Origin of the sequence: Saccharicrinis fermentans DSM 9555 = JCM 21142 (assembly GCF_000517085.1) — a bacterium.
GTDB lineage: Bacteria > Bacteroidota > Bacteroidia > Bacteroidales > Marinilabiliaceae > Saccharicrinis > Saccharicrinis fermentans.
In genome coordinates this window covers 1,921,385-1,941,814 of sequence record NZ_KI912107.1, presented here as the reverse complement: position 1 = coordinate 1,941,814, position 20,430 = coordinate 1,921,385, and the positions used below count along the sequence as shown (strand labels likewise).

Genomic DNA, 20,430 nt, shown 5'->3' with positions numbered 1-20,430 from the left:
AAATAGCATTTGCTAATTCATAAATTATTACGAGATAATATGTATAAATTGAACATACTACTATTCATTGTTATCATTGCTATGGGTAGTTGTGCACCAAAACAAAAAGGGAAGGTTTATCCTTCTATTTATGCAACGCCTGAAGAGCAACATGCAATATTAGAAAAGATTGATTCACATGATTGGGCTAAAAGTTCATGGATTAATATGTTAGATGAGTTACAGCCTTATGTAGATCGTCATCAATCAGATCCGGAATGGATCGTTTCTCGTTTGGCTATGTATTGGGAAGAGGGAGCTCATTATACACAATGTTATATAAAAAAACAAGATTGGGATTACGGCGAAGGAAATGCTCCGGTACCTACCGTTCGTCTGCCCGGAATGCGTCGTTGGAATGATTATGTTAATGTACCTCTGGAAGACCGTATTCCATATAATAAATCCGGAGATATGCTTGGCATTAGTCGTTCAAGTGGAGATCCAACACCTGTCTTAGTACCCTACAAGAAGAGCGGTCATATGATTCGTCAAAACAATATGGAGATCCTTAAACTGGCCGAGAAAGCGGCTTTTGCCTATTATGTGACCAAGGACGAAAAATATGCAAAATTTTCTTCAGATATCTTATGGACGTGGTTGTTGGGAACCTATTATATGCAACCACCTTTGGATCCTGAAAAATCATCCAAAGGACCTGGAGGGTATGAACCGGGTGGTATTTTAGGTTATTACGATTATGAAGTGATTCATGACGATAGACAAGATGTGGCAGCATCGACCTATGATTTTTTGCATGATTATATGTGTGAAAATGAACACCCTCACCTCAAAGAAATTGGGAAGAATACCACTCAAATGGCAGGTGAGGTCTTTAAACGTTTTATAGAAATTGATTTGGTACGAGGTGGTAAAAAGGGCAATTGGAATGTGAATCGCTACCGTCACCTGATGAATAGTATATTGGTGTTAGAACCCAATGATTTCTATGAGGACGGGAAAGGGCGTGAGTATTATATCCCCTTTTATACCGAAATAGAAACGGATTACCTGGATCCTTTGCCTAATATCATGAGTGTATATGACTCTATTACAGGTCTGTGGCCGGAGTCGCCAGGTTATGCCTCCAGTATGATTCCTACTGTGATGCAAATGGGTATAAAGCTTTATAAAAATGGTGTAAATACCATGGCTGAGTATCCTATTATTCCTAAGGCCGCTATGGGGAACCTGGGATGGTTGGATGCACGAGGAAATCTGGTTGTTTTTGGAGATATGCGCGGTGGTCCGTCTAATATATCTGTTTTTGAAAATCTCTTGACTTATTATACACTTGAAGGGGATATGGACAATGCAAAAACGGTTTCTGCCGTCATCAGAAAGGCCGTCAACTCAGGACAGTATAGTAGGGAACACTTGGGGGTTGAGGGGCTTTGTCTTAATAAACCCTTGGTGGGTTCGTCTAGTGACCTCCCTTTTCATCGTGCCGCTTATTCGCCATTTCATCGCCATATTATTATGAAAAATAAAAATGACGAAGAGAAGGGCATGATGTTTACGCTATATGGGGGACGTAAAGGTTCTCATTTGTCCGACAATGGTTTGGCCTTGCAGTTTTATGGAAAGGGATGGGCTTTGGCACCAGATGGTGCTGCCTATGAATCCTATTGGACTCCTGATTTTAAATATTACCATGGTGCAACAGGAGCTAATACGATTGTACCTGGTTATACCAAGGGTCCTATTACTGTTGAGGCTATGGATCCGAAGGTAGATGATCATAGTTTTTATAACCGAGAAGAAACATCTCCAAATTGTTCATTTGCCGATGTGAGTGCCGCTGAAAAACGTAGGTTGGTGGCAATGGTTCGTACTTCTGAAACTTCGGGTTATTATGTGGATATTTTTCGTTCTGATCAGGATGATAACGATTATATACATCATAATTTAGGTAATACTGCTACTTTGTTGGATGCCGATGGTAAAGCTTTGAATCTTAAAAAGGTAAATGATTTAGGAACAGCATATAGCTCAATGTACGAATATTTTAAAAATCAAAGAAAAGTAGCATTCTCCAATGATTTTGTTGTTCAATGGCATATTGGAGATGTGTCTCCTGCTCTGTATACTGATATGTGGATGATGGGACAAGTTAACCGTCAAGTATATTTGGTGGATGCACCTCCTACAACTATTCGAGAGGATGTTACACCAGGACAGATGAATAAGGCGCCTCAGAATACACCAACTTTAATCGTACGACAGACAAATAATAATGCCAAAAATAGTCCGTTTGTGGCTGTTTTTGAAGCTTATAATGAAGGCGAGAAATCGATTTCTGAAATCCAAAAGGTTGTTCGTCAGGATTGTTTTGTTTGTGTTAAAGTAAGATCTAAAAATGGAAGTACCCAACACGTCTTTAATGCAATAGATGATCAAGTCTATAAAGCTTCCAAAGATCTTGAATTTCAAGGTTCTTTTGGTATATGTTCACAAAATAAGGAGCGCTTTGAATATTTGTATTTGGGTAGGGGTAAAAAAATAAAAATAGGTAACTATCAATTACAAGCTGTAGGGGCAACGGTTTCTGCAGAGCTTCGCGCTGTGGATGGAAAATTGTATTATTCGGCCGATGCGCCTGTACTTATTCAAAAGGACAACACGCAGGAAAAGGAATATCCTTCGGGGTATAATATTTTAATAGATTAGTTGTCCTTTATAGAGGATTTATACTTCGTGTTGTTTTAGTAGAAATTGATTAAAAAATGGTGTTTGTATGATAAACAGGTTTAAATTAGTAATATTCGTGTGCCTGGTGATTTCCTTGGGAGCATGCACAACAAACGAATATGAGATTTTTGTAGATCAGAAGGCGATAGTTTCCAATGAGAATAGTCCAACGAATATATTCAATGAGATGGAGGATGCATTGGTATATGCACGTAAATTGAAAAAGGAAAAGCAAGCAAAGGATATCATTATTTATGTGGAGCCGGGACAGTATTATTTAAAGTCGCATTTGGTTATTTCTCCGGCTTTAAATGGCTTAAGCATTATTGGAAGAGGAGCAGATAAGGTAAGCTTTAAGGGCTCAGTGCCTTTGTCATTGAACTGGGAAAAGTTTGATGAGCATATTTATGTGTCTACACTCACCGAGAAAATTTCATTTGATCAGTTGGTCGCCGATGGTAATACGCAAATCTTAGCGCGCTATCCGAACTATGATGAGTCAGCACATTATTGGCAGGGATATGCCGAAGATGCCCTTTCGAAGGAACGTGTAGCTTCCTGGAAGAACCCTCAAGGAGCATTGTTTCATGCCTTGCATAGTGGTCGTTGGGGTGGCTTTCACTGGCAAATAGAAGGAGTGAATGAGGATGGAACTCCTGTGTTGAAAGGAGGACATCAAAATAACAGAGGATCCAAACCACATAAAGAATACCGAATGGTTGAGAATGTGTTTGAAGAATTGGACAGCCCTGGTGAATGGTATCTGGATGAAAAGGAAAACAAACTTTATTACTGGCCGGCAACGAATATAAATATAAACACTGCTCACTTTGAGGCATCTGTACTAAAGGATTTGGTACAAATAGTTGGAACCTTGGATAATCCGGTGGTCGATGTTCGTATTTCAGGTATTAAATTTGAAGGTACGCAGCGTACCCTTTTTGAAGCATATGAGCCTTTATTGAGAAGTGACTGGACTATATACCGGGGGAGTGCATTGTTTTTTGAAGGTACTGAAGGGTGTGCTGTTGAAGATTGTGAATTTACCAAACTGGGAGGTAATGTAATAATGGCGAGCAAGTATAACAAAGGCCTGGAGATAAAAGGCAATCATATTCATGAGTGTGGAGCCAGTGCCATCTCTTTTGTGGGAGATGCTTCTGCTGTGCGTTCGCCATCATTTAATTATGGACAGTTTGTTGATTATGAAGATATGGATACCATTCATGGACCAAAGAATGAGCTTTATCCTCGTCAGTGTTTGGTATATGATAATCTGATTCACCGTATTGGCCGAATAGAAAAACAAAGTGCAGGGGTGCAAATATCTATGGCTATGGATATTACGGTTAGTCACAATAGTATATATGATGTGCCGCGTGCTGGAATTAATATTGGTGATGGTACCTGGGGTGGGCATGTTTTGGAATACAATGATGTGTTTAATACCGTATTGGAAACAAGTGACCATGGTTCGTTTAATTCTTGGGGCCGAGATCGTTTTTGGCATCCCAAAAGACATGTCATGGACAGTCTGACCTCAACTTATCCTAGTATGCCCAAGTGGGATGCTATCCATACAACCATTATTCGGAACAATCGTTTTCGTTGCGATCATGGCTGGGATATTGATTTGGATGATGGTTCATCCAATTACCATATTTATAATAATCTGTGTTTGAATAATGGTATCAAATTGCGGGAAGGATTTTATAGGGTGGTGGAGAATAATATTACCGTCAATAACTCATTACATCCACATGTTTGGTTTGCTTCCAGTGAAGATGTATTCCGGAAAAATATTGTGATGGATGCCTATCAGGACGTAGGTCTTTTGGGGTGGGGAAAGGAACTGGACCATAATTTGTTTCCCAATGAGGCAGCTATGTTGAAATCACAAATTTATGACCGTGATATACATAGCTCATATGGAGACCCTATGTTTAAAGATCCGGAAAACCTTGACTTTACAGTGGATGCGAATTCTCCAGCTATTAAGCTAGGTTTTGTTAATTTTCCTATGGATGTGTTTGGTGTGGAAAAACAGAAGTTTAAAGCGATGGCTAAAACTCCAGAAGTACCCCAACTTATAGCCCGTACGGAAAGTAACCAAGGAAAAAGTCCTGTGGTGTCATGGTTGCGAAATCAACTTAAAAGTGTAGATTCGGAACAGGAACAATCGGCCTATGGTTTAAATACTGCTGAGGGTGTTATTGTTTTAAGAACCTGGAAACATAGTCCTGCTGTAAAAAATAAGGGTTTAAAAAAGGGAGATGTGATTCTTGAAGTGGAAGGTGTTTCTGTGAATAATACAGTTGATTTTTTAAAGGAAAATAGGAAGTATCAAGAAAAGGGTGAAATGAATGTGGTGGTAATGAGGAATCAAAAAGAAAATTCTCTTTTGATTTATCTAAAATAACCTTTATTTCGAGGAACTAAAGTTTGTATGACCTGACTGTTCAACACTGGCATGTAATGGATCAGTAATTTACTCAAAAGGATGTTTAAAAATGGTGTGAGTTATATGGGGTGTTTGGAGTGAGTATTTGAAACCCTTTAAATTATGATAGAACTATTGTAAGAAAAATATAAAAGAATTATGAAGAGAGTTAGAAATTTAATGATACCCGTATTATTGTTTTTTTTATTCCATCAAGCCAAGGCACAAGACGTAAGTGCGCTTTATAGTAGTGCTAAAGCTTTGGTGGTAGCGCAAGACTATAACGGTGCACTGTTAAAATACAAGGCAGCTTTTGAAACAGGAGAGGGGGATTCTGCTCAGGTGGGCGAAGGATATGGTTATGCAGGGATCTGCTATGAAGAGATAGGTAATATTCAGGAGGCACTTGAACATTATACAAAAGCATTGAAATATAAGGTGCTGGAGTTATCTATTTATGACAAGGCGATAGCTTTGGCTAAAACAGCCAAGCAAAATGATTTACACGAATGGATGTTGTTGGAAAAAGGGAAGTATTTTCCTGAATTTGAGTGGGATGTAGAACGGAGTTTATGTACCCATTATTTAAGGACAAAACAATACGATAAGTTATTGGTGTCATCGGATAAGTTAATGCAGTGGTTTCCCGATTCGCCTAAGTATCCATATTATAAAGGACTAGGTTTTCAGAGTACTGGACAAATAGATAGTGCTGAAGAGGTTTATAAAGTAGCACTACAGAAGGATCCAGATTATACTTCGGCGAATATGCGTTTAGGTCAGATTCTTTTTGAAAAAGGAAATGCTGTATATGCTAAAAAGAAAAAGGCTTATGAGGCCATTGCCAAACCGTCCAGGGTTGATTATTCTAAATACATTAAATCATTGGAAGGAGCTAAAGTTATTTACAGAGAGGCAGAAACTTATCTTTCTAAAGCTTATGAGAAAAAACAAGATCCTAACCTTAAAAAGATGCTTTATGCGGTCTATACTCGTTTAGGAGAAAAAGAAAAGGCGCAAAAGTATAAATAATTGTAAATTAAGTGTATGTCTTTGTGTTTTAACGTACATGGTGTGTCGCATATTAGTGGCAGTGTAGGCCAAAATTATTGATTAACCCATTTAATGATGAATCAAAAAAATAAATTATTGATTGTTTTTTGTTTATGCTTCAGCATAAACACGATATGGTCTCAAGGATTAGAAAATACGCCATTTGTACTTGATATGGTGCATCATAATCCAGGTGAAGAACCTTATGTTTCTGCATATAATAATCCAGAGGTAATAAAAGAAATGGGTTATAATGGAAAAGTCTATTTTCTTTTTGAATCACCAGCTTTGGCTATTCATTGGGAGTCTGTGGATAAAGAAATTTTACCCAAAGGTTCTGCTGATCGGGAATGGGTTGATAAAAAGGCTGTACAAATTAAAGAAATGTATAAGGCTGCTAAAGCGCAAGGTATTGGTGTATATGCTATGTCGGATCTTGTCTTATTTCCGAAAAGGTTAATAGAAAAGTATGGTATGGAAGATACCTTTGGTAATCCCAATGATCCACTAACTGAAAAGTATATAAGAGCTGAAATTCGAGAAATATTTGATCAATTTCCTGAGATGGATGGCTTGGTAGTGCGCATTGGAGAAACTTATCTTCATGATGCGCCCTATCATAGGGGGGCTATTCAGAATAGACAAGACGCAGATAATACCATCATTCCTCTGATGAAAATATTGCGTGAAGAGATTTGTGTGCAAAGAGATAAGCAACTAATTTTTCGTACATGGCGATCTTTTGATGTTAATTTGAACACTTATTTGAAGGTGAATGCCGCGATTGAACCTCACCGGAACTTAACCATCAGTATTAAACATTGCGAGGGTGATTTTCATAGAGGCAATCCGTTTAGTAAGGTGATCGGACAGGGGCGTCATAAGCAAATAATAGAAGTACAGTGTGCTCGTGAGTACGAAGGTAAGGGAGCTTACCCTAATTACATAGCCAATGGAGTGATCAATGGTTTTGAAGAACATGAACGCATGCCTGAGGAAATGATAAATAGTCTTGCTGAATTTGTGGAGAAACGACCTGATTTATATGCTGGTATTTGGACGTGGACCAGAGGAGGGGGCTGGAATGGACCCTACATAAAAAATGAGATGTGGTGTGATGTAAATGCGTGGGTTATGGCACAATGGGCAAATGATACGAAACAAACAGAGGAACATATCTTAAATAGATATGCCACAGAACGTATTCATCTTAAAGGTGATGATGTGGCCAAATTTAGAAATCTTTGTTTGCTCTCGGCTGATGCGGTGGTACGTGGTCGAAATACTACTTATCGTGATATGGATACATGGTGGACAAGGGATCAGGGTATTTCTTGGCCGAAGACCCCTCAGAATGAAATAGCGCAAATGCGAAACCTGAAACAAAAGGATGAGTCGGTTGCTATGTGGAAGAAAATTGTGAAGCTGGCCAAAAGTATTCATTGGGAAAATGAAGAGTCACGTCAACATGCAATTGGTTCAGCTCTATATGGCTTAGAATTGTATGAAATTTATCGAACATTGGTATATATGTCCTATGCCGAAGCGACAGGTAATGACAAGGCGGTTGTGAAATGGATAAAGGCTTATGATAAAGCTTGGGCTAACTATAAAAAACTACCCTCAAGGTACGACTCCTTGGCTACTTTATACACACAAAATTTCAAAAGACATATTGCTCAAAATGCGCATGAGAAGGTAAATGAATTACGTAAAAAATACATGAGATAAGGTAAGTTATTAATTAGTCTTTGCAAGAAAACTCCAAATACTGCGTTATTCTCATTTTTGAAACAGTCATTTACAATCAGTAAACTCCTTGGTTTCAAAAATATCGAAAGCCTTGTCTTTGAAGCTTTCTTATCAAAGACAGAAAAAATGGTCGTTTTCTTGCAGCCACTAATTAAGCGTCTGTTGTGTGGTGTAATGGATCACGACAAAGCAATTAGTGTAAATATCCTTGCCACATTTACTAGCCTTATTTTTACTTAGTAAGAAAAAATCCCTGAGAAAAAAGCGTGTTCAATCGTTTCTCAGGGATTAAAATAGAAAAAAACTATAATGAAAAAAAAGTGATTCTAGCTTTACATGGCATTTTCATAAATTGCCATTGCATCTTCTAAAGATATTTCTTTGGGGTTTCCTCCGGTACAAACATCCGCCAGAGCATTTTTAGCCATTAATTCAAAATCTTCAGCTTTAGCCCCAAGTTCTTTAATGCCGGACGGTATTCCAACGTCTTTCGATAACTGTGAAATTGCGTCTAGTGCTGATTCAGCTGCTTCTTCGGTGCTCATTGTTGAGGTATCTACACCCATCGCTTTTGCTATTTTAGCAAATTTTTCAGGACAAGCAGAGAGGTTGAACCTTTCCACATGTGGCAATAAAACCGCATTGGCTACACCGTGAGGCGTATTGTATTGTCCTCCTAATTGGTGAGCAGCTGAGTGAACAAATCCTAGTCCGCAGTTAGAAAATGCCTGTCCGGCAATAAATTGTGCCCAAGCCATTTTGCTGCGAGCTTCCAGGTTTTTACCATCCTTTACAGCATCACGAAGGCTTTCTGCAATCAATTCAATGGCATACAAAGCCATATGATCAGACCATGGGAATGCTCCAACCGAGACATATGCTTCAATGGCGTGGGTTAAGGCATCCATGCCTGTTGCTGCAGTTAAAGGAGCTGGCTTATTGAGCATCAGTTCAGGATCATTAACGGCAATTGAAACCAAACAGTTTTTGTCCACCATTACCATTTTAACTTTACGTTCCTCGTCGGTAATCACATAGTTGATGGTTACCTCACTTGCTGTTCCTGCGGTTGTGTTAATGGCAGCCGTAGGAATTGCTTTTTTCTTTGAGATATTAATTCCTTCGTAGTCCTTAATCTCTCCACCGTTGGTGGCTAAAATACCCACTGCTTTACCACAATCTTGAGGAGAACCGCCTCCTATAGTAAGAATATAATCACAGCCGTTTTCTTTGAATACAGCTAAGGCATCATTTACATTGGCACAGGTAGGGTTGGGTTTAACTTCGTCAAAAATTACATAATTTACTTTCTGGGTGTCTAATAAATCAGTGACTTTTTTGACAACACCAAGTTCATTTAAGATCTTGTCGGTCACAATAAGTACTTTATGGCAATTTAAGTCCTTAATTTCTTCAGCCAAATCGGCGATTACACCTGGGCCTACCAAACTTAATGGTGGTAAATAGATTCTTCTTTTTTCTAACATGCTTGTTTATTTTGGAGTGCTAATCGTAAAAGAGCCTCCTTTTAATGAAGAGGCTCTTTAGTTTATTAAAAGAATGCTTTACGTAAATCGTCAATTTCATTTTCATTCATTGGGGCAAAAGCTCCTAATGATGTTCCCATTACCAGTGATTTAGCACTGAATTCAGCAACTTCTAAACGATCAAATGCTTGCAAAAGTGAATTACCGGTCATGAGTACGGAATCATTTTCTATGATTACTCCTGGATTAGCTGCAGATACTTTTTGAGGTATGGTATCGTTACTTAAAAAATGTGACCCGAAGGGTACATTTTCCATATCTTGTAAGAATATCCAGCTCTCGGGAATAGTTCTGACATCTACCTTTTTGTGAGCAACACCGTAAGCCATCAAATATTCTGGTTGAGTTAAGATGATCGCATTTATTTCCGGATTCATCTCATAAATTTTTTGGTGTAGCCATGTAGAACGACTGGGAACTTTGTTAGGTTCGCAGAGTCCACCTTTTACTTGTACAATATCGTTAGCTTGCAAATCCCATCTTGTGGCGTCGGTTGGTGTAATTAAAAAGTCATTTCCTTTCCAACGCACCGATATGGTTCCATAAGTACTCATCATCAATCCTTGATCACAAGCACGACGTACCATATCTTTTATTTGTTGGCGTAGTTCCTTTTCGTCCGACGTATGTGTGACGGTTTCCATTTTGGGATGATCTGTAGGTATCTGGTTGTTAAAACCAAATATTTGTTCCTCAGTTAGGAATTGGGGTTCACCAATAATCTTTGAATTGATCAGTGTTCTACATGCAAATTCCAGTGTTTCAAAGCGTTCGTAGGCTTTGATTACATTTTTTCCACCCACAACAGCACCATGGTTTTCCATGATGACAGAATCAAAACCCTTTTGGAATTGTTCTGAGATGGAATCTCCCAAATCACTACTTCCTGGAATGGCATATTTAGCGTATCCAATCGGGCCACAAACTTGCTTTACCTGTGGGATCACATTGGTATTGGGTATTTGTCGAACAATACTAAAGGCTACTAGGGCTGGTGGATGGGCATGTACTACTGATTTTATATCTGGACGTTCCGAATAGATAGCCTTATGAAAAGGATATTCCATGGAAGGTTTGTGTGGACCAACCATTGTTCCGTCTGCCTTTACACACATAATATCGCTGGGTTTCAATGAACCTTTGTCCACTCCCGAAGGTGTAACCCACATATCGCCGCTTTCATCCATAATGGAGATATTGCCTCCTGATGTTGTGGTTAAACCTTTTTGATATATCCTGTTGATGATCATAATAATTTGATCACGAGGATGTAATAAATTTAAATTTCTAACAGACATTGTCTTGTTTTTTAATGAATGATTTATTATTTATTTAATATTGTATAAGAGTACTTTCCGTATAATGCAATCACTACAAAGCACAATAAAGGCAAGATAAAGGATGCATTAACCGCAGGTAAGGGTCCAACCGTTTTTAAATCCATAATCATAGCTTGTAACATTGGCATAATAGCGCCTCCAACAATAGCCATCACAAGACCGGCAGATCCTAATGTGGTATCCTGACCAACGTTTCCCAATGCAATACCATAGATAGTAGGGAACATTAATGACATAAATATGGATGTGGCAACTAAGCAGTATAAGCCGGGTAAGCCAACTATTAAAATAGCACCTGCTGTAGTTGTTATGCCTCCAATGGCGAACCACATTAATAACTTACTGGCATTGACGTATTTTAAAATAAATGTACTGACTAAACGGCTGAGAATGAACATTCCCATGGCAACCATATTATGGTACTGCCCTGCTTCTTTGCTTAGTCCTAAATTCTCAGCATACTGAATGATAAATGTCCAGCACATGATTTGAGCAGCCACATAAGCTATTTGTGCAATTACGCCAGTTCTATATACCTTGTTTTTCATCAGTCTCTTCATGGACTGGAGTGGGTGTATTTGTTCGTGATGGGCAGTGTCGGGCATTTTAACCACAGCAATCACCACTAGCATGGCTAGTACTACTAGACCTAAGGCAACATAGGGATCTCTGATTACAGCTAAATCATGTAATCTATCCATTGCTTTTGTTGCTTCATTTAAGGTTGAGAATTCAATTTTATTATTTGCTTTATCAAAATGTTTATCTGCATTTAAGTTGGCCAAGACAAACCTGGCTGCCACAATCATCCCTAAAAAAGATCCCATAGGGTTAAAGGATTGAGCCAGATTTAAACGACGTGTAGCTGTTTCTTTGGCTCCCAAAGAAAGAATAAAAGGGTTACATGTTGTTTCTAGAAATGCAAGGCCAAATGTTAATATATACAATGATCCGACAAAAAAGCCAAACATTTGTAACTGGGCTGCCGGATAAAATAATAAAGCACCTGTGGCATATAAGCTTAAGCCCAGTAAGACACCCTTTTTATAGCTATATTTTTGTGCGAATAAGGCTGCAGGTATAGCCATCGTGGTGTATCCACCATAAAAAGCAAATTGTATCAGCGTTGCTTTGGTGTTCGTGAGCTCCATGACCGTTTTAAATGCGGCTACCATGGGGTTGGTAATATCATTGGCAAAACCCCACAAGGCAAACAAACTAGTAATAATGATAAAGGGAACGAGATATTTTTTTTCAACAACTTTAATTTGAGTTGACATGATTTAGATTGATTTTTTAAAGGTTAAATAGTTGCTATACAGTTGGTCGTATACTTTTCTGTTGTCGGAAGGGTAAATTACCTGAGGGTTGTAAGTGATGTTTTTACGTGCTTCTTCGGCAGATTTGAAAATGCCCGCTCCGGCAAATACAAACATAGATGCTCCCAATACTGTAGTTTCTTTTTGATCAATTAGTTGAATAGGGGTATTGCAAATGTCGGCTCGTAGTTGGTTCCATAACTTGTTCTTGGACCCACCGCCTACGCATATAATTCTTTCTGCTTTAAAGTTTCCGGCTGTTTCTAGTGCTTCAAGTCCTTCACGCAGCCTGAAGGCGAGGCTCTCCAGAAAAGCCCGGTATAGTTGTCCTCTTTTTGTACCGATGGTCAAGCCTGTGATGGTACCTGAATTTACGCTGGATCCATCATCGTAAAATGCAGGGTCTACTGTAATGCCTTGTGCTCCGGGAAGTTCTTGTTCTGCATCTTTGATCATTTTTTGGTATAGTTGATCTCCTGTTAATTCGGGATAGAAATTGCGAGAGAACCATTCCAGTACGCCAGAGCCTAACCAGTTTTGTCCAATGTTGTATACATCAGGTATTGAGTCTGCTTCGGTTGTTAAGTTGTTGGCTAGGTCGTGTTGTGATGCTGAGAAAGATTTACTTCGGGTCATCAATATTTCCCAAGTGCCCGAACTTAATACTGGTTGATTTAACTGCGCTCCGGATCCAAATATGGCAAACTGAGTGTCATGACCAGCTAAAAATGCAGGAGTGCCTTGGGGAATACCTGTAATTTGAGATGACTCCAGTGTTACTTCACCGGCTTTGTCACCCGGATTGGCAATGGGTCCAAATATCTCTTTATCTAGGTGTAATGTTTTTAATATTTTGTTAGAAAAATCTCGTTTTTTTAAATCAGCCATCATGGAGGTGCCCATCATGGTGGATTCGTTTAGTAACGATCCGGTTAATTTGTGGATTAATAATGAAGGTATAAATAAAAAACGATGCGCTTTTTCAATAATGTCCGGTCTGTTTTCTTTAAACCAGATCATTTTATTGATGGTGTTAAATGCATAAGGGTATACGCCACTGCACTTATATACCTCTTCCAGTGGTATATATTTATCGATGTGATTCATGATAGGTGCAGTACGTTGGCATTGCCATGAAATAACTGGATAAAGTATCTCACCCTTTTTGTCCGTAAAGGCTCCGTCTACTCCAAAAGTGGTGACGGTAGTACCAATAATACGTTCTGTATCAATTTCTCCGGTAACAATTTTTGCAGCTTTACATAGCTTGCTCCATAATTTTTCCAAATCCCATATTCTACCTCCCGGAAAATAAGGATCTTCATCAGTTTCGTTGGGCATGGCATGTGAGGCTAATATGTTGCCGGTCTTGTCCATTGCGATTACCCGAACGTTAGTGGCGCCACAGTCAAAAACTATTGCTATATCTTTTTTATGCATATCAGAGTATCTAAGCAGGACTTTCTTAAGCGCATTTGTCAATACTACGATTGGTTCATTATCAATTTTTTGCCCTGTATTTAAACTGGATAATGTTGCCTTAAGAAAGTCCGTGGTAGATTATTGGTTTTAAAATTAAAATTATTTCATGCCGTATAATGGCCCATAGGTGGCACAAGCTCTATAATCAGATCCTTCTTTATCCTCACCAAATGCAGACCATGCGCTAGGACGGAATATTTTGTCTTCCGACACATTGTGCATATTCACGGGTATGCGGAGCATGGAGGCCAAAGTAATCAGGTCGGCACCAATATGTCCGTAACTAATAGCTCCGTGATTTGCTCCCCAGTTAGCCATAACTGAATATACATCTTTAAAAGCACCTTCTCCATTGGTTCTGGGTACAAACCAGGTTGTTGGCCAGGTTGGGTCGGTTCTTTCGTTCAATACCTGATGGATGTCTTCTGGTAACTCAACGGTCCATCCCTCCGCAATCTGAAGCACAGGCCCTTGTCCTTTGACCATATTTAAACGACACATGGTAACAGGCATTTCTCCTTCCGTTTTAAATAAAGAAGAAAAACCGCCTCCTCTAAAATATCCCCGGTTAGCAGGGGGCCATACTGTATTATCTAAACATTTTTGTGCTTCTTCTTCTGTTATTTCCCAGAATGGTTTCATAACAGGATTGCCGTCTGCATCTCTTTGTTGTGCGGTTGCATCTAATGTGGTAGAACCAGAATTGATTAAGTGGATGATACCACCTTTTGCAAGTCCTGTTAGTTCTTTGCCGGTAACACGTTTTATGGCATCGGGGCTCCAGTATGTTCTAACATCAGAAAATATTTGAGCTGTATTACTCAGTAGGTGCCCAAATAACATAGATACACTGTTGAGACTATCGTTTTCAGTTGCAAAAACAAAGGCTTGACGTATACCATTCCAGTCGAAAGAAGAATTTAAAATCGCTTCAGTAAAGTCTGCATTTGGTTTATAATCAGTCCATTGGCGTTGTCCCTGGAAACCACCTAAAATGGCGTTTCTACCCAGTCCTTCTTCTCTATATCCTTTGTCAATTAGTTTTTGATTGCCAATCATCATATCCCGGCAAATCAAAGTCATTTTAATAACCAACTCCCATTCTACCTCTTTCTGTGCTTGATCTATTTGGTCTTCCGGATTATTTCTATCTTCCCCTTCTTTACAGTTTTCTTTTGTCCATGCCAGTGCTTTTTGGAACTCTTCTTCGTCATAGATTCCTTGGTCGATACGACGCAAAATTTCTACAGACTCAACGAATTCGGTACGGATACCTAAATAGTCCTGAAAAAAGTTACTATCTACCATTGATCCGGCAATGCCCATGGAGCTATACCCTAATGATAGATATGATTTACCGTTCATTTGTGCCACCGCAAGTGCTGATTTTACAAAGCGAAGTAGCTTATCCTGAACATCGGCAGGTATGGTGGTGTCACCTGCATCTTGCACATCGCGTCCATAGATACCAAAGGTAGGTAGTCCTTTTTGGGTGTAGCCAGCCAGTGCGGCAGCTAAATATACTGCTCCGGGGCGCTCGGTACCATTAAATCCCCAAACAGCCTTAGGCAATAAAGGATCTGTATCCATCACTTCGGTTCCATAGCACCAACAAGGAGTTACCGTAAGAGATACGCCTACGCCTTCTTTTTTGAATTTATTGGCACACATAGCTGCCTCGGCTACACCTCCAATACATGTGTCGGCAATTACACATTCTACTTTTTCACCACTAGGAAACCTTAGGTTTTCTTCGATAAACTGAGCAGCTGCTTTTGCGAGATCCATTACCTGTGTTTCTAAGGATTCACGTACTCCATTTTCTCTTCCGTCGATTACCGGTCTGATTCCTACTTTCGGTAAATCGCCAATTAATCTGTTTGCCATTTTTGTAGATATTATTTTAATGTGACTGATCGTATTATTTTACCTTACAAAAATGTGATCCTTTAGGTATTAAGTAAATGTTCAATTGTTGTATATTTGTATCTGTTTTAAACATTGTGCCCATGGATGCTTTAAAGAAAATACCAGATAAGGGTGATCCGTCTGATATAATACAGTTGTTTCCTCGTTATAATCTACAATTGCATTGTTGCCGGTATTGGTGGTTGCAGCATTGGGAATTTAAAGAGTTGTCATTTCCTTATTGGCGTATATATCATAATAGTTATCAGGGGGCTATGGTGATGTATGATGGTAAGGAATATGCATTAACGCCCGATAAGGTGGTGATGATTGCTCCCAATACAGCTTATGCTACCCGTATGTATGATCATAAAATTCCAGAAATAGGCTATTCTTTGAAGGGGGGGAGGGTGAGCGCTCGTTTGGCGGAAATGAAAGATTTGAGTGATCAGTATATATTGCATCTTTTTATCCATTTTAATATTGGGATGCCTTATGATAATATTTCACCAGGTATTTATATTTTCGACTTAACGGAGCATCTGAGGGAAAAATTGCAGATTATTAAAAGGCATCTGAATTACGAGAATGCACGTTTTAGTTTTTATTCAAGCTTGGCTATTCAATCCTTAATTGGTGATCTGCTGGCTGAGCTGCCCGAAGAAAGTTGGGATTTGGTAACCAAAAATCATCGAATATTGGAGGTGTTAAATTATGTGGAGATGAATGTGGGTAGAGAGTTAAATAATCAGATATTGGCCAATAGGGCGCGATTGGCAACCAATGCTTTTACTCGTTTGTTCACTGAAGAAATAGGTGTGTCTCCTCAAAAATATGTGAAAAGAAAAAGAATTGATAAGGCATGTATTCTATTGCATCACTCTAATATGTCAATCGATGAAGTGGCCGTAAAAACAGGGTTTGCCGATAGATATCATTTTTCCAGAATATTTAAACAGCTTACTAGTATAGCGCCGGCTAAATACCGAAAGGAGTACGGGATAAAATAAGGGTGCTTGGTGAGTAGCTCGGTCGAATTGGGATGGAATCAAAAAGTGCCGTATAAGCCGTAATCGGCTGTGTTACAATATACCTGGCTGTAAAAGAAAAAGCCTTCTTTATTGGTTTCCATTTTTCGGTCGAGCCTGAGTATTGGCTGTTCTGATTTAAGTCTGAAGTATTCTTGTAGTTTTTCGTCGGCTGAAATGGCCAATAGCTTTTGCTCTCCTCCGGTTACTTCAATTTGGTAGGCTTTGCGCATAATGCCAAATAGGGAGCGGTTTTCAAAATTTCTATTGGCAAAACGCGGGATGTTTATGTTGGGAATGAGTGTGATATCGTAGAAGACCGGATTGTTGTTGACAATGCGCAGACGTTCTAGTCGGTAGCAGCCTACTTCTTTTTCAATCGTTTGCAATGGAAAACCAAAAGCTTTATCTTCAAATTTTTCCAAATGTGGCTTAATGATTATTTTTGTCTGAAGATTCTCTTTCCCAATGGCTGAAGTTGTTCCTGAGAGTGATAAGATTCCTACGCCGTGCGGTTGTCCTTGTACAATGCTTCCTTTTCCTTGTTTTTTTCTAATGTAACCTTCGTGCACCAGCCTGTCTAACGCTTTACGTATCGTTGGTCGGGTTACTTCATGGGTGGTGCACAGTTCGTTTTCGGATGGGAGAATATCTCCTTTTTGATAGATGCCATCGGTAATGCGTTTGCGTAATATTTCATATACCACTTTGTATGGAGGTAATCCTTTTTTATTGATCATGTTTCTTCTTTATATCTCGATAAGAGTGCCAAAATTAATCATTCTTTTTGGGAAGCGTCAAAGTACTAAAATATTTCACTCATTCAGTTATTCTAAACAGTATCCTGTTTGTCATTTGATGCTCTTTTAACTGTTTGTTTTGTAAAGATAGGTTATTTTAAATGTATATACAAGTAACTTGTAAAATAGTTTAAACTATTGAATACGAAGAGTTAATGCTTTTTATTGATATTAACTTGTAAATACAAGTTGAGGTAATTAAATTTGATGTAAAATATTTTAAGAAATGGCTACAGTTGTTATAATGCCCCGACAAGGGCAGTCCGTTGAATCCTGCATATTTACCGAATGGTATAAAAAGGTAGGAGACGAAGTTAAAAAAGGCGATATGTTGTTTGCATATGAAACCGATAAGGCATCATTTGAAGAAGAGGCCACCGAAGAAGGTATTCTTTTAGCTGTATTTTGTGTCGAAGGGGATGAAGTTCCTGTTTTGCAAAATATTGCTGTAATAGGTATGGCTGGAGAAAGTATAGAGGAATATAAACCCGGAAATACTACTGTATTAAACGAGGGGGCAGTGGAGGAAATTCCTATTGATAATGAGGTGGTTGTTGAAGAGGTAAAGGAGTTTCAAAGTAAAGATGTTGTTGCAGGTGAAAAGGTGAAGATTTCTCCCCGTGCAAAAAAAATAGCAGATAAAGAGCTTGTTGCATATGAAGCAATTGTAGGAACAGGTCCGGAAGGCCGGGTGATAGAGAGGGATATACAAGCCTATTTGGCGTCTCGGACTAAAATGACACCGTTGGCAAAAGAAGTGGCTAGAGCGGAAGGTTTACAAGGGGAAAGGAACGGATCGGGGTTGGCCGGTACGGTGAAAGCGGTGGATTTGACTTCTACCAATCCTGTGTATGCCGAAGATTATGAGATTAGGAAATTACCACATATACGTAAGTTGATTGCAAAAGCCATGCATGCTTCCTTGCAAAATTCAGCGCAACTCACGCATCATTTAGGTGCAGATGCACGTCGCATTATGAAACTTAGACAACAAGTAAAAGCCAAGGAAGGGGCGCCTAATATTACCATTAATGATATGGTATGTCTGGCTGTTATCAAGGCTCTAAAGAAGTTTCCTGATGCCAACGCACATTTTTTAGGTGATAGTGTGAAGTATTTTAATAAAGTCCACTTGGGCTTGGCTGTAGATACAGATCGTGGATTGATGGTGCCGGTGATTAAGAATGCTGATGATTTATCTATTGCGGGTCTTTCGCGACAGTTTAAGGAAGTAGCAGAGTCCTGTCGACAGGGAAGTGTAGATCCATCATTATTGGCGTCTGAAGCTGCCTCGTTTACCGTTTCTAACTTAGGAAATTATGGAGTGGAAATGTTTACTCCGGTTATTAATCTGCCTCAAGTCGCGATACTGGGTGTTAATACTATCGTTCCACGACCTGCAGATTTAGGTGGAGGTGTTTATGGTTTTGTTCCTTACATTGGATTAAGTCTTACTTATGATCATCAAGCATTAGATGGAGGAATGGCTACTCGTTTTTTAAAACAAATAGCCATAGAAGTAGAGAAAATGGAAATAGATTTTTGATTCGTAAATAGTTTTTAGAAAGATGGGATTTCAGGATAGGGAGCTATAGACTCCTTATTCTATCCCTGCTTAATGACTGTAAAAATGAAATATATGTATGATTTAGCAATCATTGGTGGAGGGCCTGGTGGATATGTGGCTGCAGAGCGGGCCGGGGCCAAGGGATTAAAAGTAGTTTTAATAGAAAAGAAAGCGTTGGGTGGTGTCTGTTTAAATGAAGGGTGTATACCTACCAAAACATTGTTATATAGTGCCAAGCTTTATGATAATGCTTTTGGGGGAGTCAAATATGGCATTGAGGCCAAAGAGGTAGGCTTTGATTTTTCGAAAATGATGAGTCGAAAACAGAAAGTGGTGAATAAGTTGGTGGGGGGTGTTGGCGCCAAGATGAAAATGTTTAAGGTGAAAACCATTCATGACAAAGCTATTATCAAAGGTCGTACGCAACAGGGCATTGAAATTACTACTTCTCAAGAAGATATAATAGCTTCAAACTTGCTGATATGCACGGGATCGGAGGCTTTTATTCCCCCTATACCCGGATTGGATAACCTAAGTGATGTGATACTTACTAATCGTGAAATATTACAACTGAAACAGAGACCAGCATCTTTGGTGATTATTGGTGGTGGTGTTATTGGGATGGAGTTTGCCAGTTTTTTTAACAGTCTGGGAGCAAAAGTTACCGTGGTGGAGATGATGGATGAGATACTGGGAGGCATGGATGTAGAGTTGAGCGGAATGCTTAGGCAGATGTATGCTAAAAAGGGTATTGAGTTTAATCTACAATCTAAAGTAACTAAGGTAGATGGCAATCATGTCACTTTTCAGAAGGATGGAACTGTACATACTGTTTCTGCTGAAAAAATATTGGTGAGTGTTGGACGTAAACCAGTGATAGAAGGTTATGGTCTTGAAAATTTAAATATTGAATTGCATAAAGGAGGCATAAAGGTAGATGAGAAAATGAGAACGAATATACCCAATGTGTATGCGGCTGGTGACGTAACGGGATTTTCGTTATTAGCGCATACGGCCAGCCGAGAGGGAGAGGTTGTAGTAAATAATTTATGTGGGAGAAAAGACCAAATGCGTTATCATGCTATACCGGCAGTGGTGTATACCAATCCTGAAATTGCAGGAGTGGGTATTAGTGAAGAAGTGGCCAAGGCAAAGGGGATAGCGTATAAAATAGCTAAACTTCCCATGGCATACTCGGGACGTTTTTTGGCCGAAAATGAGGGTGGATCCGGTATGTGTAAGGTATTGGTTGGCCCAAAATATGGTGAGGTCTTAGGTGTGCATATGTTGGGTAATCCATCCAGTGAAATGATCTATGGTGCTTGTATGGCTATTGAGGCTGAACTTACGCTTAAAGAGTTGGAAGAGGTAGTGTTTCCACATCCTACCGTTTCTGAGATATTTAAGGAAACAGTGTTTGATTTTGGACACTAGCTCTTGTTGTAAAGTATATTATTGTTATTC

Annotated in this window: 13 protein-coding genes; 7 read left to right on the top strand and 6 right to left on the bottom strand. The window is 39.1% G+C overall.

Annotated features, from left to right (window positions below):
- Positions 1-39 precede the first annotated feature (39 nt).
- The 4 genes from CYTFE_RS0107650 (at position 40) to CYTFE_RS25520 (ending at position 7,954) form a co-directional block, all read left to right on the top strand.
- Complete coding sequence (locus CYTFE_RS0107650) at positions 40-2,709, top strand: hypothetical protein (RefSeq protein ID WP_027471333.1); 2,670 nt, start codon at positions 40-42, stop codon at positions 2,707-2,709.
- Positions 2,710-2,776: 67 nt separating this feature from the next.
- Entirely contained in the window at positions 2,777-5,149 is a 2,373-nt protein-coding gene (locus CYTFE_RS0107645) for a PDZ domain-containing protein (protein ID WP_027471332.1), read from the top strand.
- A gap of 180 nt (positions 5,150-5,329) precedes the next feature.
- Positions 5,330-6,202 carry a tetratricopeptide repeat protein gene (locus tag CYTFE_RS0107640; protein WP_027471331.1) on the top strand — a complete coding sequence of 291 codons (873 nt, stop codon included), beginning with the start codon at positions 5,330-5,332 and terminating at the stop codon, positions 6,200-6,202.
- A gap of 93 nt (positions 6,203-6,295) precedes the next feature.
- A complete protein-coding gene (locus CYTFE_RS25520; protein WP_152541660.1) occupies positions 6,296-7,954 on the top strand; it encodes a hypothetical protein in 1,659 nt (552 codons plus the stop codon).
- A gap of 353 nt (positions 7,955-8,307) precedes the next feature.
- Here the strand turns inward: CYTFE_RS25520 and CYTFE_RS0107625 are convergent, their stop codons facing one another.
- The 5 genes from CYTFE_RS0107625 to CYTFE_RS0107605 form a co-directional block, all read right to left on the bottom strand.
- A complete protein-coding gene (locus CYTFE_RS0107625; RefSeq protein ID WP_027471329.1) occupies positions 8,308-9,462 on the bottom strand; it encodes an iron-containing alcohol dehydrogenase in 1,155 nt (384 codons plus the stop codon).
- Positions 9,463-9,527: 65 nt separating this feature from the next.
- Positions 9,528-10,820 carry a class II aldolase/adducin family protein gene (locus tag CYTFE_RS0107620; protein ID WP_027471328.1) on the bottom strand — a complete coding sequence of 431 codons (1,293 nt, stop codon included), beginning with the start codon at positions 10,818-10,820 and terminating at the stop codon, positions 9,528-9,530.
- 26 nt (positions 10,821-10,846) lie between these two features.
- Positions 10,847-12,142: an L-fucose:H+ symporter permease gene (gene fucP, locus CYTFE_RS0107615; protein WP_027471327.1), complete on the bottom strand. Its 1,296-nt coding sequence runs from the start codon at positions 12,140-12,142 to the stop codon at positions 10,847-10,849.
- A 3-nt stretch (positions 12,143-12,145) separates the two neighbouring features.
- Positions 12,146-13,621 carry an L-fuculokinase gene (fucK, locus tag CYTFE_RS0107610; protein ID WP_044262659.1) on the bottom strand — a complete coding sequence of 492 codons (1,476 nt, stop codon included), beginning with the start codon at positions 13,619-13,621 and terminating at the stop codon, positions 12,146-12,148.
- A gap of 141 nt (positions 13,622-13,762) precedes the next feature.
- A complete protein-coding gene (locus tag CYTFE_RS0107605) occupies positions 13,763-15,550 on the bottom strand; it encodes an L-fucose isomerase (RefSeq protein WP_027471325.1) in 1,788 nt (595 codons plus the stop codon).
- 122 nt (positions 15,551-15,672) lie between these two features.
- Between CYTFE_RS0107605 and CYTFE_RS0107600 the strand changes: the two genes are divergently transcribed.
- Positions 15,673-16,581 carry a helix-turn-helix domain-containing protein gene (locus CYTFE_RS0107600; protein ID WP_027471324.1) on the top strand — a complete coding sequence of 303 codons (909 nt, stop codon included), beginning with the start codon at positions 15,673-15,675 and terminating at the stop codon, positions 16,579-16,581.
- Positions 16,582-16,619: 38 nt separating this feature from the next.
- On the opposite strand, the gene CYTFE_RS0107595 is transcribed toward CYTFE_RS0107600, so the two are convergent.
- Positions 16,620-17,339 carry a GntR family transcriptional regulator gene (locus CYTFE_RS0107595; protein WP_044212110.1) on the bottom strand — a complete coding sequence of 240 codons (720 nt, stop codon included), beginning with the start codon at positions 17,337-17,339 and terminating at the stop codon, positions 16,620-16,622.
- A gap of 286 nt (positions 17,340-17,625) precedes the next feature.
- Here CYTFE_RS0107595 and CYTFE_RS0107590 point away from each other — a divergent pair, with 286 nt between their 5' ends.
- Positions 17,626-18,945, top strand: a complete 1,320-nt coding sequence (locus CYTFE_RS0107590) for a dihydrolipoamide acetyltransferase family protein (protein ID WP_027471322.1) — start codon at positions 17,626-17,628, stop codon at positions 18,943-18,945.
- A gap of 93 nt (positions 18,946-19,038) precedes the next feature.
- Positions 19,039-20,400, top strand: coding sequence for a dihydrolipoyl dehydrogenase (gene lpdA, locus CYTFE_RS0107585; RefSeq protein ID WP_027471321.1), 1,362 nt, complete (start codon positions 19,039-19,041; stop codon positions 20,398-20,400).
- The last annotated feature ends 30 nt before the right edge of the window (positions 20,401-20,430 follow it).

What these genes read in the sequence shown, in the direction of transcription:
- CYTFE_RS0107645 (WP_027471332.1), top strand. Translation starts at nt 2,777, where the DNA reads ATGATAAACAGGTTTAAATTAGTAATATTCGTGTGCCTGGTGATTTCC.
- fucK (WP_044262659.1), bottom strand. Translation starts at nt 13,621, where the DNA reads ATGCATAAAAAAGATATAGCAATAGTTTTTGACTGTGGCGCCACTAAC.
- CYTFE_RS0107620 (WP_027471328.1), bottom strand. Translation starts at nt 10,820, where the DNA reads ATGTCTGTTAGAAATTTAAATTTATTACATCCTCGTGATCAAATTATT.
- CYTFE_RS0107590 (WP_027471322.1), top strand. Translation starts at nt 17,626, where the DNA reads ATGGCTACAGTTGTTATAATGCCCCGACAAGGGCAGTCCGTTGAATCC.
- CYTFE_RS0107650 (WP_027471333.1), top strand. Translation starts at nt 40, where the DNA reads ATGTATAAATTGAACATACTACTATTCATTGTTATCATTGCTATGGGT.
- fucP (WP_027471327.1), bottom strand. Translation starts at nt 12,142, where the DNA reads ATGTCAACTCAAATTAAAGTTGTTGAAAAAAAATATCTCGTTCCCTTT.
- CYTFE_RS0107605 (WP_027471325.1), bottom strand. Translation starts at nt 15,550, where the DNA reads ATGGCAAACAGATTAATTGGCGATTTACCGAAAGTAGGAATCAGACCG.
- CYTFE_RS0107625 (WP_027471329.1), bottom strand. Translation starts at nt 9,462, where the DNA reads ATGTTAGAAAAAAGAAGAATCTATTTACCACCATTAAGTTTGGTAGGC.
- CYTFE_RS0107595 (WP_044212110.1), bottom strand. Translation starts at nt 17,339, where the DNA reads ATGATCAATAAAAAAGGATTACCTCCATACAAAGTGGTATATGAAATA.
- CYTFE_RS0107640 (WP_027471331.1), top strand. Translation starts at nt 5,330, where the DNA reads ATGAAGAGAGTTAGAAATTTAATGATACCCGTATTATTGTTTTTTTTA.
- CYTFE_RS25520 (WP_152541660.1), top strand. Translation starts at nt 6,296, where the DNA reads ATGATGAATCAAAAAAATAAATTATTGATTGTTTTTTGTTTATGCTTC.
- lpdA (WP_027471321.1), top strand. Translation starts at nt 19,039, where the DNA reads ATGTATGATTTAGCAATCATTGGTGGAGGGCCTGGTGGATATGTGGCT.
- CYTFE_RS0107600 (WP_027471324.1), top strand. Translation starts at nt 15,673, where the DNA reads ATGGATGCTTTAAAGAAAATACCAGATAAGGGTGATCCGTCTGATATA.